Consider the following 1,681-nt stretch of genomic DNA (forward strand, 5'->3'; position numbering starts at 1 on the left):
GAGCAACTGACTTGTAATCAGTAGGTTGGGGGTTCAAGTCCTCTAGCCGGCACCACTTTTTTAAAATTGTCATTAGTTTGAATATCGGAGGGGTAGCGAAGTGGCTAAACGCGGCGGACTGTAAATCCGCTCCTTCGGGTTCGGCGGTTCGAATCCGTCCCCCTCCACCATTTACCATTGGACAATATTAAGGTATATGTCCTTTTTATATTTTTGGGCTATAGCCAAGCGGTAAGGCAACGGACTTTGACTCCGTCACTCGTTGGTTCGAATCCAGCTAGCCCAGCCAAGAGCCATTAGCTCAGTCGGTAGAGCATCTGACTTTTAATCAGAGGGTCGGAGGTTCGAATCCTCCATGGCTCATTTATAAAATTGGAAACCAAGCACTTTAGTGTTTGGTTTTTTTGTCTTTCCAAGCTGAATATAACAAATCATTTTAAATAGCGAAAGGATCTTTTTGGAAGAGTAAAAAATGGTTTGTTTCTGCTGTTATACATTATATTTCAGTGACTCAAAAGGATACATTAGAACAGAAAAGTCAATAATCTCAACTATTCCCTCTATCCATCTCGTAGATGAGATCCATTTATCACGTTATCGTTTTTTGAATATTCGCATATATATACATGAAAATGTCGAGTTGAGTCATTGATTTAGAAAAAGGTACAATAAAGGGAAAATAGATAAGAGGATGGGGAGGATTTTTATGAGAAAGCTGACTATCATTGGGATGCCTATGGATCTCGGACAAATGCGCAGAGGCGTAGATATGGGGCCTAGTGCTATTCGTTATGCAGGGATTTTTGAAAGATTATCAAAGCTATTTTCTTCTATTGAAGATTGGGGAGATATTGCAGTAGGAAGACCTGAAACAATAATAGATAAACAAAGCAATCTTAAAAATCTTCATTTAATAGCAGAAAAAAATCAAATGCTTGCAGAAATGGTGGATAAAATTATACAATCCAAGTCCTTTCCACTCGTGTTAGGTGGTGATCATAGCATAGCAATTGGCACACTAGCTGGAGTGTCCAAGCATTATAAAAATCTAGGGGTCATTTGGTATGATGCGCACGGTGATTTAAATACAGCTGAAACTTCCCCCTCTGGAAATATTCATGGAATGCCGCTTGCTGCTAGTTTAGGGTATGGGCATGAACTTTTAACGAATTTATTAGGGATATCACCTAAAATTAAACCTGAGCATGTAGTGATAATTGGCGCTAGGTCTTTAGATGAAGGTGAGCGCAGGCTTATAAAGGAATTAGGAATAAAAGTATTTACGATGCATGAAATAGACCGGTTAGGAATGACGAAGGTAATGGAGGAAACAATTTGTTACTTAAAAGATAAAACAGACGGGGTACATTTGTCTCTTGACTTAGATGGACTAGATCCCAATGATGCGCCGGGTGTTGGGACACCAGTGCCAGGAGGGATAAGCTATAGGGAAAGTCATTTAGCAATGGAAATGTTAGCAGAATCAGAATTAATTACTTCGGCAGAATTTGTGGAGGTCAATCCTATATTAGATGAAAAAAATAAAACTGCGTCTTTAGCAGTAGCATTGATGGGCTCTTTGTTTGGGGAAAAATTACTTTAAGGCTCAGAAAGGTAACTTTATCCTAAAAAGCAGGAATGGAAGTGCACTACTTTTCATATGATAAGTGGATTATATGGA

Annotated in this window: 1 protein-coding gene and 3 tRNA genes; all 4 read left to right on the forward strand. The window is 39.0% G+C overall.

Features of this window, described 5'->3' with window-relative positions:
• Window positions 1-86: 86 nt before the first annotated feature.
• The 4 genes from RTL21_RS06525 to rocF all read left to right on the forward strand — a co-directional run bounded on the left by RTL21_RS06525 (window position 87) and on the right by rocF (window position 1,603).
• Window positions 87-170: transfer RNA gene (locus tag RTL21_RS06525), tRNA-Tyr, on the forward strand.
• Between the two features lie 44 nt (window positions 171-214).
• Window positions 215-289: transfer RNA gene (locus tag RTL21_RS06530), tRNA-Gln, on the forward strand.
• Between the two features lies 1 nt (window position 290).
• Window positions 291-363 (forward strand) — tRNA-Lys (locus RTL21_RS06535).
• A gap of 343 nt (window positions 364-706) precedes the next feature.
• A complete protein-coding gene (rocF, locus tag RTL21_RS06540; protein WP_312094552.1) occupies window positions 707-1,603 on the forward strand; it encodes an arginase in 897 nt (298 codons plus the stop codon).
• Window positions 1,604-1,681 lie beyond the last annotated feature (78 nt).

The organism is Niallia sp. (genome assembly GCF_031978665.1).
Lineage (GTDB): Bacteria > Bacillota > Bacilli > Bacillales > Cytobacillaceae > Niallia.